The organism is Pseudomonas sp. M2(2023) (assembly GCF_030263955.1).
In the GTDB taxonomy this organism is placed as follows: Bacteria; Pseudomonadota; Gammaproteobacteria; order Pseudomonadales; family Pseudomonadaceae; genus Aquipseudomonas; species Aquipseudomonas asiatica.
Map to the genome: position 1 here is coordinate 1,880,415 of NZ_CP127114.1, position 11,499 is coordinate 1,891,913.

At 65.2% G+C, this 11,499-nt stretch carries 12 protein-coding genes; 6 read left to right on the forward strand and 6 right to left on the reverse strand.

Annotation, left to right across the window (positions count from 1 at the left end; genetic code table 11):
• Positions 1 to 110: 110 nt before the first annotated feature.
• Both zapE and QN085_RS08710 read left to right on the forward strand, forming a co-directional pair.
• A complete protein-coding gene (gene zapE / locus QN085_RS08705) occupies positions 111 to 1,217 on the forward strand; it encodes a cell division protein ZapE (protein WP_013971815.1) in 1,107 nt (368 codons plus the stop codon).
• 14 nt (positions 1,218 to 1,231) lie between these two features.
• Positions 1,232 to 1,813, forward strand: coding sequence for a DinB family protein (locus tag QN085_RS08710; RefSeq protein ID WP_013971816.1), 582 nt, complete (start codon positions 1,232 to 1,234; stop codon positions 1,811 to 1,813).
• A 130-nt stretch (positions 1,814 to 1,943) separates the two neighbouring features.
• Here QN085_RS08710 and QN085_RS08715 read toward each other — a convergent pair whose 3' ends face one another.
• The 3 genes from QN085_RS08715 to QN085_RS08725 form a co-directional block, all read right to left on the reverse strand.
• Positions 1,944 to 2,942 carry an alpha/beta fold hydrolase gene (locus tag QN085_RS08715; protein WP_013971817.1) on the reverse strand — a complete coding sequence of 333 codons (999 nt, stop codon included), beginning with the start codon at positions 2,940 to 2,942 and terminating at the stop codon, positions 1,944 to 1,946.
• Positions 2,943 to 3,017: 75 nt separating this feature from the next.
• Positions 3,018 to 3,455 carry a YqaA family protein gene (locus QN085_RS08720; RefSeq protein ID WP_013971818.1) on the reverse strand — a complete coding sequence of 146 codons (438 nt, stop codon included), beginning with the start codon at positions 3,453 to 3,455 and terminating at the stop codon, positions 3,018 to 3,020.
• Complete coding sequence (locus QN085_RS08725; protein ID WP_015269641.1) at positions 3,455 to 3,883, reverse strand: DUF411 domain-containing protein; 429 nt, start codon at positions 3,881 to 3,883, stop codon at positions 3,455 to 3,457. The genes QN085_RS08720 and QN085_RS08725 overlap by 1 nt, the downstream gene beginning before the upstream one ends.
• 292 nt (positions 3,884 to 4,175) lie before the next feature.
• On the opposite strand from QN085_RS08725, the gene QN085_RS08730 reads away from it, so the two are divergent.
• Positions 4,176 to 4,802 carry a hypothetical protein gene (locus tag QN085_RS08730; RefSeq protein ID WP_230397112.1) on the forward strand — a complete coding sequence of 209 codons (627 nt, stop codon included), beginning with the start codon at positions 4,176 to 4,178 and terminating at the stop codon, positions 4,800 to 4,802.
• Between the two features lie 9 nt (positions 4,803 to 4,811).
• Here the strand turns inward: QN085_RS08730 and trhP are convergent, their stop codons facing one another.
• Positions 4,812 to 6,131, reverse strand: a complete 1,320-nt coding sequence (gene trhP / locus QN085_RS08735; RefSeq protein WP_013971822.1) for a prephenate-dependent tRNA uridine(34) hydroxylase TrhP — start codon at positions 6,129 to 6,131, stop codon at positions 4,812 to 4,814.
• Between the two features lie 133 nt (positions 6,132 to 6,264).
• Here trhP and QN085_RS08740 point away from each other — a divergent pair, with 133 nt between their 5' ends.
• On the forward strand, positions 6,265 to 7,329 hold the full coding sequence (locus QN085_RS08740) for an AI-2E family transporter (RefSeq protein ID WP_013971823.1): 1,065 nt from the start codon (positions 6,265 to 6,267) through the stop codon (positions 7,327 to 7,329).
• A gap of 116 nt (positions 7,330 to 7,445) precedes the next feature.
• Here QN085_RS08740 and phnX read toward each other — a convergent pair whose 3' ends face one another.
• Complete coding sequence (phnX, locus tag QN085_RS08745; protein ID WP_013971824.1) at positions 7,446 to 8,273, reverse strand: phosphonoacetaldehyde hydrolase; 828 nt, start codon at positions 8,271 to 8,273, stop codon at positions 7,446 to 7,448.
• Between the two features lie 34 nt (positions 8,274 to 8,307).
• Positions 8,308 to 9,414 (reverse strand): 2-aminoethylphosphonate--pyruvate transaminase, encoded by a 1,107-nt coding sequence (locus QN085_RS08750; protein ID WP_013971825.1) that lies wholly within the window; start codon positions 9,412 to 9,414, stop codon positions 8,308 to 8,310.
• 112 nt (positions 9,415 to 9,526) lie between these two features.
• Here QN085_RS08750 and QN085_RS08755 point away from each other — a divergent pair, with 112 nt between their 5' ends.
• Positions 9,527 to 10,390: a LysR substrate-binding domain-containing protein gene (locus QN085_RS08755; RefSeq protein ID WP_013971826.1), complete on the forward strand. Its 864-nt coding sequence runs from the start codon at positions 9,527 to 9,529 to the stop codon at positions 10,388 to 10,390.
• Between the two features lie 57 nt (positions 10,391 to 10,447).
• Entirely contained in the window at positions 10,448 to 11,470 is a 1,023-nt protein-coding gene (locus tag QN085_RS08760) for an AraC family transcriptional regulator (RefSeq protein WP_024086600.1), read from the forward strand.
• Positions 11,471 to 11,499 lie beyond the last annotated feature (29 nt).

Genomic DNA, 11,499 nt, shown 5'->3' on the forward strand with positions numbered 1-11,499 from the left:
GGCCGCGCAGCGGCCCCAGCAATATTCGCCGTGACGCGAAAATCCTGGGGCCGCTCTGCGGCCCTTTCGCGACACAAGGCCGCTCCCACAAGGTATGTGTAGAATGCCGCATGGCTATCGATCCCCATTCCCTCTACCAGCAGGCCCTGACCACTCAGGGCTATGTCGCCGACCCCGCCCAGGCCCGCGCCGTCGAGGCGTTGCAGGCTTGTTTCCAGGCCGTCGAACAGGGCCGCCCCACCCAGGGTATCTACCTCTGGGGCCCGGTCGGCCGGGGCAAGACCTGGCTGATGGACCAGTTCCACCGCTGCCTGCGGGTGCCCAGCCGGCGCCAGCACTTCCATCACTTCATGGCCTGGGTCCACCAGCGCCTGTTCCAGCTCAACGGCACTGCCGACCCGCTGCTGGCGCTGGCCGGGGAACTGGCCGGGCAGATTCGCGTGCTGTGCTTCGACGAGCTGTTCGTCAACGACATCGGTGACGCGATCATCCTCGGCCGCCTGTTCCAGGTACTGTTCGACCAAGGCGTGGTGATTGTCGCCACCTCCAACCAGCCACCCGAGCAGCTGTACCGCGACGGTTTCAACCGCGAGCGGTTCCTGCCGGCCATCGCCGCCATCCAGCGGCACATGCAGGTGCTGCCGGTAGCCGGCGAGCAGGACCACCGCCTGCACCCCGGCGCTGAGCGCCAGCGTTACTGGGTGGCGCAAGCGGGGCAGGCCAGCCAGCTGGGCGAGGTGTTCCGCCAGCTCAGCCCCGGCGACGACGGCCACGATCAGCCTTTGGCGATCGGCTCCCGGCAGGTGCAGGTGGTGCGGCGCAGCGCGCAGGCCATCTGGTGCCGTTTCACCGACCTGTGCGAACAGCCGCTGGCGGCCATGGAGTTCATGGCTCTGTGCGACCGGTTCCCGGCCATCCTGGTGTCGGGCATTCCGGCGCTGGGGGGTGAACAGCGGGCCGGGCGCATTGCCCGGGGTACCGAGGATGCTGCGGCGCGGGTGGCAGCGGGCGACCGCGAGCTGCCGGCGCTGTCGCCCAAGGACGACGCGGTGCGCCGCTTCATAGCCCTGGTCGACGAATGCTACGACCGCCGGGTGGCGTTGTACCTGGAGGCACAGGTGCCGCTGGATGCCCTCTACACTCAAGGGTATCTGGCGTTCCCGTACCAACGGACCCTGAGCCGGCTACGGGAGATGCAACTGCAACGCTTCGCCTGAAAAGGAGCCGAACCATGGAGCCGCTGTCGCATCATCTGCTGACCCAGGCCTACAACAATGGCTGGGCCAACCACCGTCTGTACAAGGCCTGCCTGCAACTGACCCAGGACGAATTCGTCGCCCCGCGCTGCAGCTTCTTCCCGTCGATCAAGGCCACCCTCAACCACCTGCTGACGGTGGACTGGTTCTACCTGCACATGCTCGAGTGCGAGCAGCGTGGCGAGCAGCCCGACGCCGACGGCGAGCGCTTCTTCGACCCCGAACAGCCGTTTGCCACCTGCACCGACCTGCATGCCGAACAGGCCCAGGCCGATCACCGGCTGATCGCCTATTGCCGGGGCCTGCGCGATGGTGAGCTGGGGCGCTATGTGAGCATCGTGCGCCCTGAGCGGGTGCAGCGCGAGCAACGGCTGCGGCTGCTGGCGCACCTGTTCGAGCACCAGGTGCATCACCGCGGGCAGGTGCATGCGATGCTCAGTGACACGGCAGTGAGGCCGCCGCAGCTGGATGAGTTTTTCTGCGAGGAAGAGGCGGGGTTGCGGGCGGCGGACTTTGCCGAGCTGGGCTGGACCGAGGAGCAGGTCTGGAAAGTGTAGGGGGCTGCTTTGCAGCCCTTCGCGGGCTTGCCCGCTCCCACGGGTAGTGCACAGCTTCCCAAACCTGTGCAGTACCTGTGGGAGCGGGCGAGCCCGCGAAGGGCCGCAAAGCGGCCCCTCGACTATTGGCTCACTTGCCCAGCCACTCCACCAGCGTACGGTTGAACCGCACCGGCTCCTCGATCTGCGGCGCATGCCCCATGCCTTCAAAGGTAATCAGCTCACCCTTGGGAATCAGCTTGGCCACCTGCGGCCCCAGCACTGCATACTTGCCCAGCTTCGCTTTCACCTCCGGCGGCGCGATATCACTGCCGATGGCTGTGGTGTCCTGGTCACCGATCAGCAGCAGGGTGGGCATCTGCAGGTCCTTGAACTCGTGGTACACCGGCTGGGTGAAGATCATGTCGTAGATCAGCGCCGAGTTCCACGCCACCGCTTCATGCCCCGGCCCCTTGTTCAGGCCCACCAGCATCTGCACCCAGCGCTCGTACTCCGGCTTCCAGCGCCCGGCGTAGTAGGTCTTGCGCTCATACTCGCGCACGCCTTCGGCATCCAGCTTGAGCTCGCGCGCATACCACTGGTCCACCGTGCGGTAGGGCACGCCCAGGGCTTTCCAGTCTTCCAGGCCGATGGGGTTGACCATCGCCAGGCGCTCCACCTGCTGTGGGTACATCAACGCATAGCGGGTGGCAAGCATGCCGCCGGTGGAGTGGCCGAGCACGATGCTTTGCTTCACCCCCAGCTGTTCGAGCAGGGCATGGGTGTTGCTCGCCAGCTGCTGGAAGCTGTACTGGTAATGTGCCGGCTTGCTGGAGCTGCAGAAGCCGACCTGGTCGGGGGCGATGACCCGGTAGCCAGCCTTGCTCAGGGCATCGATGGTGGTTTCCCAGGTGGCGGCGCAGAAGTTCTTGCCATGCATCAGCACCACGCTGTGGCCGTTGGCCTGGCCCTGGGCGGGCACGTCCATGTAGCCCATCTGCAGGGCCTGGCCCTGGGACTTGAAGTCGAAATGCTTGAGCGGATGCGGGTAGCTAAAGCCCTCCAGCTGGGGGCCATAGGTGGGCGATTCGGCGGCGATGGCCGAACTGCCGGCGAGGCAGGCCAGGGCCAGGGCGGTTGCGCGCAGCATGGGGGCACTCCGTGTAGGGCCATGTAGGAAGGGGCGACTGTAGCAGTCAGTGGACCACGCGGAACGTGAAAGGTGTTACCAGGCGTGAAACCAGCCCAGGGTAATCATCGCCAGCACCCCATAGCGGCCGGCCTTGGCCAGGGTCACCAGCAGCAGGAAGCGCCAGAACGGCTCACGCATGATGCCGGCGATCAGCGTCAGCGGGTCGCCGATCACCGGCATCCAGCTGAGCAGCAGCGACCATTGCCCCCAGCGCTGGTAGCGCTGTTGCGCGCGCTCGAGCTGAGCAGGGCTGAACGGGAACCAGCGCTTGTCACGCAGGTGCTCGATGGCCCGCCCCAGCACCCAGTTGACCACCGAGCCCAGCACATTGCCCAGGGTCGCCACCAGCAGCAGGGTGGCCCAGGCCTCGGGCTGGCGCAGCAAAAGGCCGACCAGCACGGCCTCCGATTGCAGCGGTAGCAGGGTAGCGGCGCCGAAGGCGCTGAGGAACAGCGCCCACAGGCTGAGCATCAGTAGTTGGCGACCACGGTGTCCTTGCCGTCCTGGGTCACGCCGATGACCTGGTAGGCATCCTTGTGGTCACCCATTTCCATACCGGGCGAGCCCATGGGCATGCCCGGCACGGCCAGGCCCTTGAGGTCGTTGCGCTTGGCCAGCAGGCGCACCTGCTCGGCCGGTACGTGGCCTTCGACGAACTTGCCGTCGATCACCCCGGTATGGCACGACGCCAGGCGTGGCGCCACGCCCAGGCGTTGCTTCACCTCGCTCATGTTCGGCTCGACATGGTCGTTGACGGTGAAGCCGTTGTCGCGCAGGTGGCTGATCCAGGCCTTGCAGCAGCCACAGTTGGGGTCGCGGTAGACGTCGATGGTCTCGGCAGCCTGGGCCAGGCCGGTGATGGCCAGCAGGCCCAGGGGCAGCAGGTGTTTACGCAGCATCATGAAACACTCCTTCAAAAACGTGGGCGGATACCGGCGACCAGGCCTGTGCCTTGCTCGCGCCCGGTGTCGTTGCGGCCCCAGGGGGGGGCGGTATCCAGCGGTTGGCCAGCAGCATAGCGCAAGCGGCCTTCAGGCGCAGGGCGGCCTGTTGCCCTTCACCAGCGTTGCCAGGCAGCCAGTCTACCTGCCAGGTACTGGTTCCGGATGCCGGCCTGTCATCACGCTGGCTAACGTGCGGCACACCTATCTGAGAGCCTGCTTGATCATGCCCCTACCACTGGACTGCCTGTTGTACTCCAAGACCAATCTGATCGGCATCGGACCAAACCTGTCCGACGAGGAACGCCAGGACGTGCAAACGTTGCTGGACCATGCCGATGAGTTCGCAAGCCGCTTCCTCGACCGGGACGAGCTATGGAAAAGCTGGTTCGACCGCTTCCGCAATCGCCTGGAGAAACATGGCTGCGTAAGGATGGCCGCCCTGGAGTTGCCGCCGCAGGTCATCAGGGACCATGACGATTTCGATACCGGGCTCGAGCCCATTGGCACAGGCAGCACACCAACGCTGTTGGCCCAACTGGCGCGCGCATCCATGCAGGAACTGCGCATCAGTGCTCACGCCAGCAAGTTCCTGCAGTCGGGTTGGCAGAACGACGTCGCCTCATCGTTTCTGATAACACCCTGCCAGAAGGACGAGGAGGGCCAGATCCATCTGGCGGTCTACTCGTTTCGCTTCAATGCCACGGTGGAAATGCGCGACTTCGGATTCTGGAGCGAGGCCCAGCGTGACATCGTCGTGTGGAACACCGGCACTGTTTACCGTTTTGACCTGGAACGTTTCGCCGCTTTTCGCCAGCAGATTCGTAAGGAATTGGGCGACCGGCGGCTTGGCGCCATTACCAGGATCGAACTTTAGCCACCTCGCTCAAGCTGGCAGGTCACGCATCAGCAGGCCGTATGCCAATGGCACCTGCTCGGGAACAGGAAGGTAGATGGTGTGGCCATCGCCCGGGGCGACCTGCAGCGGTTGCTGCTGGCCATTGCTCATGTGCTCGAGATCGAAGTGGTAGTTGCCGCGTGGGGTCATCAGTTCCAGATGGTCGCCCACGGCGAAGCGGTTCTTCACCTTGACCTCGGCCAGGCCGTCGACGCGCACCCCGGTCAGTTCGCCAACGAACTGCTGGCGCTCGGACACCGAGTTGCCGCGCTGGTAGTTCTGGTACTCGTCGTGCACGTGGCGGCGCAGGAAGCCTTCGGTGTAACCGCGCTGGGCCAGGGACTCGAGGTTGTCCATCAGGGAGCGGTCGAATGGCCGCCCGGCCACCGCGTCGTCGATCGCCTGGCGGTACGACTGCACGGCGCGGGCGCAGTAGAAGTGCGACTTGGTGCGGCCTTCGATCTTCAGCGAGTGCACGCCCATGGCGGCCAGGCGCCCGACATGCTGGATGGCGCGCAGGTCCTTGGCATTCATGATGTAGGTGCCGTGCTCGTCTTCGAACGCCGGCATTTCGGTGCCGGGGCGGTTGCTTTCCTGCAGCAGGAATACCTGCTCGGTCGGTGCACCCAGGCCCAGCGTCGGCTGCACTTCGCGCACGATGTCGCCGGTGGCGTTTTCGGTGGCCGGGGTGGCGTCGTACTTCCAGCGGCAAGCGTTGGTGCAGCTGCCCTGGTTGGCATCGCGCTTGTTGAGATAGCCCGACAGCAGGCAACGGCCGGAGTAGGCCATGCACAGGGCACCGTGGACGAACACCTCCAGCTCCATTTCCGGCACCTGCTGGCGGATCTCTTCGATCTCTTCGAGCGACAGCTCGCGCGACAGGATCACCCGGCTCAGGCCCAGTTGCTGCCAGAACTGCACGCTGGCCCAGTTGACCGTGTTGGCCTGCACCGACAGGTGCACCGGCATCTGCGGGAAGTGCTGGCGTACCAGCATGATCAGGCCTGGGTCGGACATGATCAGCGCGTCCGGTGCCATCTCGACCACCGGCGCCAGGTCCTTGAGGAAGGTCTTGAGCTTGGCATTGTGCGGGGCAATGTTGACCACCACGTAAAAACGCTTGCCCAAGGCATGTGCCTCCTGGATGCCCAGGGCCAGGTTGGCATGGTCGAACTCGTTGTTGCGCACCCGCAAGCTGTAGCGTGGCTGGCCGGCGTAGACCGCGTCGGCGCCATAGGCGAAGGCGTAGCGCATGGTCTTGAGGGTGCCGGCGGGGGCCAGCAGTTCGGGCTTGGCGATAGGGGTCATGTGCGCACCGGAGCAAAAGGCGCGGATGCTAGGGCTGGCAGATACGGCCCGTATTGATTTGCATCAAGGGAATGGCGGCACTTTTGCCAAGGTGCGGCGCACTAATAACGCATAAACCATGCGAGGACCCGCGATGAACCAGACCGCCCTGCAGAACAAAGCCCTGGCAGTACTGCTGGCGCTGGTGACCATTGCCTTCATCTGGATCCTGCTGCCGTACTACGGTGCGATCTTCTGGGCGGTGATACTCGGCATCCTGTTCGCCCCGCTGCAGCGCCACCTGCTGCTGCGTTTCGGCCGAAGGCGCAATCTGGCTGCGGCGGCCACCTTGCTGGTGTGCCTGCTGGTGGCGATCCTGCCGGTGATCATCACCAGCGCGCTGCTGGTACAGGAGGGAGCCGCCCTGTACCAGCGCATCGAGCACGGGGAGCTGGATATTGCCGGTTATGTCGAGCGCGGCAAGGACATGCTTCCGGCGTTTGCCCAGCAGGGCCTGGACAGCATGGGCATGGGCAACCTCGACGGGCTACGCGACAAGATCAGCAAGTGGGCCACCCAGGGCAGCCAGGTGCTGGCCAGCCAGGCGTTCAACTTTGGGCAGGGCACGTTCGAGTTCGTGATCAGCTTCGGCATCATGATGTACCTGTTGTTCTTCTTTCTGCGCGAAGGCGCGGAAGTCGCCCGCCAGGTGCGTCTGGCAGTGCCGCTGCCCGAACACCAGAAGCGCCGTTTGCAACTGAAGTTCAACCGTGTGGTGCGGGCGACGGTAAAAGGCAACGTGCTGGTGGCCATTACCCAGGGGGCGCTGGGCGGTTTCATTTTCTGGGTGCTGGATATCCCGAGTGCGCTGGTATGGGCGGTGCTGATGGCGTTTCTGTCGCTGTTGCCGGCGGTGGGGGCGGGGATCGTGTGGGCACCGGTGGCGGCGTATTTCCTGCTGACCGGTGCGATTTTGTCGGGGGTGATACTGACCGCGTTCGGTGTGCTGGTGATCGGCCTGGTGGACAACTTGTTGCGGCCGATCCTGGTGGGCAAGGACACGCGCATGCCGGACTACCTGATTCTGGTGTCGACGCTGGGCGGGCTGGCGGTGTTCGGGCTCAACGGCTTCGTGATCGGGCCGTTGATCGCGGCGCTGTTCGTGTCGAGCTGGGCGATCTTCGCGGCAACCAAACCCCGGGTGCAGTTGCCGGAGTAGGGGCGGGCCTTGGGCAAGCCAGCTCCCACAGGTACGGCGTTGTTCTCAAGATTGTCGCTGGACCTGTGGGAGCTGGCTCGCCTGCGATGGGCCGCAACGCGGCCCCCATGACCGGGTCAGGATGTTTGCGGCATCTCACCCTTGGCCAGGCGCCGGTTGATGTCGGCGATCACTTCGGGCAGTTCGTTGATGGTGTCGATCAGGTAGTGCGGGCGGGAGCCGGCGAACAGGGCGTGGATGCGCTGGCGCTCGCTTTCCAGCTTCTCGGCGCTCAGCGCGCGGTAGCCTTCCCAGGTCAGCCCCAGGGCATTGCCCGAGCACACCAGGGCCACGGTCCACATGCCAGCACGGCGGCCCTCGAGAATGCCCGGCACGGTATCGTCGACCTTCACGCACGCCGCTACATCGTCGATACCCAGCGCGATCACGTTGGCCAGGGCCTGGGCCGGCCATGGGCGGCCGTTCGGGGTTTCGTCGGTAGCCACCACATGGTCGGCCACGTAGCCGTTCTGCGCGGCCAGCTCCACCACCTTGTCCATCACCACCTTCGGGTAGCCCGAGCAAGAGCCGATCTTCAGACCGTCTCGGCGCAGCCCGGTGAGAGTGTCCAGGGCGCCGGGGATCAGCGCCGAGTGCACGGCGATCTTCTCGATCTGCAGTGGCATGAAGCGGTTGTAGATGGCGGTGACATCATCGTCGGTCGGGGTACGGCCGAACACCTTGCGGTAGCGCTCGGCAATTTCCGGCACATCGCACAGGGTGCGGATGTGGTCCCACTTGCCCATACCCATCGGGCCGCGGGCTTCTTCGATGGACACCTGCACATCGAATTCGGCAAAGGCTTCGACAAAGATCTGGGTCGGGGCGAAGGAACCGAAGTCGACCACGGTGCCGGCCCAGTCAAGGATGGCGGCTTGCAGCTGGGTAGGGTTGCTGTAGTTCATGTGCGCTTGTTCCTGAAATTGGGTGGGCAAAGGGTCAGATGTCCAGCACTTCCATTTCCCGCAGCACCTCGGCCACGGCATTCACGGCGGCCTGCATGCCATCCGCTCCGACCACGCCGATGCAGCCGACACGGAAGGTTTCCACCTGGGTCAGCTTGCCCGGGTAGAGGATGAAGCCCTTGGCCTTGACCCGCTCGTAGAAGTCCTTGAACTGGTAGCGGGGATCGTTCGGTGCGTGGAAGGTGACGATGATCGGCGCCTGGATCTCGGCAGGCAGGAAGCTGCGCAGGCCGATGGCGGCCATGCCGTCGAGCAAGGTCTTGCAGTTGTCGGCGTAGCGCTGGTGGCGCGCTGGCAGGCCACCTTCCTCGTTGTATTGCTGCAGCGCTTCGTGCAGGGCAGCGACCACGTGGGTCGGCGGGGTGAAGCGCCACTGGCCGGTCTTGGCCATGTAGGTGTGCTGGTCGTGCAGGTCCATGGCCAGCGAGTGGGCGTTGCCTTCGGCAGCGGCCAGGGCGGTTTTCTCGGCGAACACGAAGCCCATGCCAGGTACCCCTTCCAGGCATTTGCCGGAGGCGGCGATCAGCGCCTCGAAGGGGATGGCGCGGGCATCGATCGGCAGTGCGCCGAACGAGCTCATGGCGTCGATGATCAGGCGCTTGCCGTGGCCTTTGATCACCTGGGCGATCTCGGGCAGCGGGTTGAGGATGCCGGTGCTGGTTTCGCAGTGGATCAGCGCGACGTGGGTGATGGCCGGATCGGCGGCCAGCAGGCGGTCGACGTCGGCGGCGGTGGTCGGCTGGTCTTCGGCGGTTTCGAAGGTGCTGTAAGCACGGCCCAGCACTTTGCAGATCTTCGCCAGGCGCTGGCCATAGGCGCCATTGATCAGCACCAGGACCTTGCCGTCACGCGGCACCAGGGTGCCGATGGCCGCTTCCACGGCGAAGGTGCCGCTGCCTTGCAGGGGTACGCAGTGGTGGCTGGCGCTGCCGTCGATGATGGCCAGCAGTTGCTCGCAGACACTGGCCGTCAGTTGGTTGAAGTCGCGGTCCCAGGAGCCCCAGTCCACCAGCATGGCTTGGCGGGTGCGGATTGATGTGGTCAGGGGACCGGGGGTCAGCAGAATCGGGGCGTTGCTCATTCCGTTATTCCTCACAAGCGGTGGGCTGAAACTACGGGGCCTAGGTTGCAATTGGCGCTGTCATCAATCAAATTGTTTGTTGTTATCCGAGCTATAATTCAGGCCGATAAATATGAACCTGTTCCAGTTGCGTGCCTTCGATGCCGTGGCCCGTGAGGGCAGCTTTACCCGTGCCGCCGCACGCCTGTTCATCAGCCAGCCGGCGGTGACCGGGCACGTGAAGGCGCTGGAGGAGCACTACCAGATCACCTTGCTGCGGCGTACCGCGCGGCGGGTGGAGTTGACCGAAGAGGGCACCCGCCTGGCGGCCATCACCCGCGCCATGTTCGGCCTGGCCGAAGAGGCGCAGGCCATGCTCGAGGCCAATCGGCAACTGCTGACCGGGCGCCTGGAGGTGGCGGCCGATGGCCCGCACCGGGTCATGCCGATGCTGGCGCTGCTGCGCGAGCGCTACCCGGGCATTACCGTCAACCTGCGCCTGGGCAATGCCCAGGAAACCTTGGCGGCATTGCTCAGCGAACATGCCGACGTGGCCGTGCTGACCGAGATCGAACCGCGCAAAGGCCTGCATTTGCAAAACCTGTGCGAGTCGCGGTTGTGCGCCTTGCTGCCGGCGGGGCATGCCTGGGCCAGCGGCGAGGGTGATTTGCCGCTGGCTGAGCTGCACCAGCAGATCATGGTGTTGCGCGAACCCAGCTCCACCACCCGGCGCACCTTCGACAAGGCCTGCAACAAGGCTGCTGTGCAACCTCGGGTGCTGCTGGAGCTGGACAGCCGCGAGGCGGTGACCGAAGCGGTGGCCTCGGAGCTGGGCATTGGCGTGGTGTCGTCCACCGAAGTCGCCAATGACCCGCGGGTAGTGGCACGCCCGCTGGCCGGTGACGGCCTGGTCAACCAGCACCTGATCGGCTGCCTGGAGCGCCGCCGTGAGCTGCGCCTGATCCAGGCGTTCCTAGGCCTGGCGGCGGGGCTGTGATGGCTGTTTTCAACGGGGCGGCCTAAGATGGCCGGCATTGAGCCGACAGGACCGTCGATGAGCGAGAAAGACACCATTTCCATGCAGCTGGTGCGCGAAGCGCTGTTGCAGACTTGCCCCGCCGGCGAGCCCGATACCGGCTTGCTGGCCCGGGCGGGTATCGCCGTCGAACAACTGCACCTGCCAGCGGCACGGGTCAGTGCCGAGTCCTATGCCCGGCTCTGGCGTCTGCTGGCGCGGCGCTGCAACGATGAGTTCTTCGCCATGGACCCGCGCGGCCTGCGCAGCGGCAGCCTGGCGTTCATGTGCCGTGCCAGCATGGGCCAGCCAACCCTGGGCGCCGGCCTGGAAACCGCGCTGGCGTTCCTGTCACTGATGCTTGAAGACCTGCAGCCAAGCCTGGTGCGCCAGCAAGGCCTGGCCGAAATCGTCATCAACGAACCGCGTGACACACCGCGCCGCGCTTTCACCTATTTCACCTTCTGGATGATCGTGCACGGTGTGACCTGCTGGTTGGCCGGGCGGCGTATCCCGATCCTGGCCATCGATCTGCGCTGTGCCGAGCCGCCGTTCTGCGATGACTACCGGGTGATGTTTTCGGAAAACCTGCAGTTCGAGCGCCCGCGCACGCGCATGATCATCGCTGCCGAATGCCTCGAGCTGCCGCTGCGGCGCAGCGAAGAAGAACTGCAGCGCTTTCTGGCCGAGGCGCCGGGCAACATCCTGGTCAAGTACCGTGACCCGGCCAGCCTCGGGCGGCGCATTCGCACCGACCTGCTGCGCCTGGACCCGGGGCAGTGGCCCGATGGCGACAGCCTGGCGCGCCAGTTGTGCCTGTCGCCTTCTACCCTGCGCCGGCGGTTGGCCGAAGAGGGGCAGAACTACCAAGGGTTGAAGGACAGCGTGCGTCGTGAGCTTGCAATTGCCTGGCTGAGCCAGGAAGACGCGGCCATGGGCGAAATCGCCGAGCGCCTGGGCTTTGCCGACAGCAGTTCGTTCTACAAGGCATTTCGCAAGTGGTTCGGCTGCAACCCTGGGCATTACCGTGCGCTGATCCTCAAGCGCGGCAGTGGCGGCTAGGGAACCACGCCTTCCCGCTGCCGGCTGGC

Bases quoted from the DNA above. Each gene is read 5' to 3' on its own strand.
- QN085_RS08740 (WP_013971823.1), top strand. From the start codon at position 6,265: ATGAACCAGACCGCCCTGCAGAACAAAGCCCTGGCAGTACTGCTGGCG.
- trhP (WP_013971822.1), bottom strand. From the start codon at position 6,131: ATGACCCCTATCGCCAAGCCCGAACTGCTGGCCCCCGCCGGCACCCTC.
- zapE (WP_013971815.1), top strand. From the start codon at position 111: ATGGCTATCGATCCCCATTCCCTCTACCAGCAGGCCCTGACCACTCAG.
- QN085_RS08715 (WP_013971817.1), bottom strand. From the start codon at position 2,942: ATGCTGCGCGCAACCGCCCTGGCCCTGGCCTGCCTCGCCGGCAGTTCG.
- QN085_RS08750 (WP_013971825.1), bottom strand. From the start codon at position 9,414: ATGAGCAACGCCCCGATTCTGCTGACCCCCGGTCCCCTGACCACATCA.
- phnX (WP_013971824.1), bottom strand. From the start codon at position 8,273: ATGAACTACAGCAACCCTACCCAGCTGCAAGCCGCCATCCTTGACTGG.
- QN085_RS08725 (WP_015269641.1), bottom strand. From the start codon at position 3,883: ATGCTGCGTAAACACCTGCTGCCCCTGGGCCTGCTGGCCATCACCGGC.
- QN085_RS08755 (WP_013971826.1), top strand. From the start codon at position 9,527: ATGAACCTGTTCCAGTTGCGTGCCTTCGATGCCGTGGCCCGTGAGGGC.
- QN085_RS08760 (WP_024086600.1), top strand. From the start codon at position 10,448: ATGAGCGAGAAAGACACCATTTCCATGCAGCTGGTGCGCGAAGCGCTG.
- QN085_RS08710 (WP_013971816.1), top strand. From the start codon at position 1,232: ATGGAGCCGCTGTCGCATCATCTGCTGACCCAGGCCTACAACAATGGC.
- QN085_RS08720 (WP_013971818.1), bottom strand. From the start codon at position 3,455: ATGCTCAGCCTGTGGGCGCTGTTCCTCAGCGCCTTCGGCGCCGCTACC.